We start from the raw sequence: 518 nt of genomic DNA, 5'->3' as shown, positions 1-518 counted from the left end.
CCCCGGCTCGGCCGCCGCCCCGGTGCAGGGCAGCCGCCGCACCCCGTACCGTGCCACGGTCCAGGTCGAGCGGCTGACGGACCGGCAGTGGGACAGGCTGCTCGACATGATCGCCGAGCGGGCCGCCAACATCGCCGCGCTGCTGGACGGCGAGATGCCCGCCGGGCTCGCCGACGACGCCGAGGCCGCCGGCGTCCCGCTGCTGCCCGGCCCCCGGGACCTCGACCCCGAGTGCAGTTGCCCCGACTGGGGCTACCCCTGCAAACACGCCGCCGCCCTCTGCTACCAGGTCGCCCGGCTCCTGGACCACGACCCCTTCGTACTGCTGCTCCTGCGGGGTCGCGGCGAGCGGGAGCTGATGGACGAGCTCGGCCGCCGCAACACCGCCCATGCCTCCGCCGAAGCCGCGGTGTCCGCGGCAACGGCAGGCGCGGATCCGGACGGTTCCCCGGCCCGGACCGGTGATCTGGCAGGGCCGGCCTTCGCCGCACGCGCCGACCTGCCGTCCCTGCCCGCCC

At 76.6% G+C, this 518-nt stretch carries 1 protein-coding gene; it reads left to right on the top strand.

Annotation, left to right across the window (positions count from 1 at the left end; all coding sequences use genetic code 11):
- Positions 1-518: SWIM zinc finger family protein (locus tag ACVNF4_RS36875; RefSeq protein WP_461807152.1), on the top strand; the 518-nt coding region annotated here is incomplete at both ends.

The organism is Streptomyces sp. S6 (assembly GCF_054880855.1).
The sequence above is the reverse complement of the archived record's forward strand: the minus strand, read 5'-3'. Positions and strand labels throughout refer to the sequence as shown.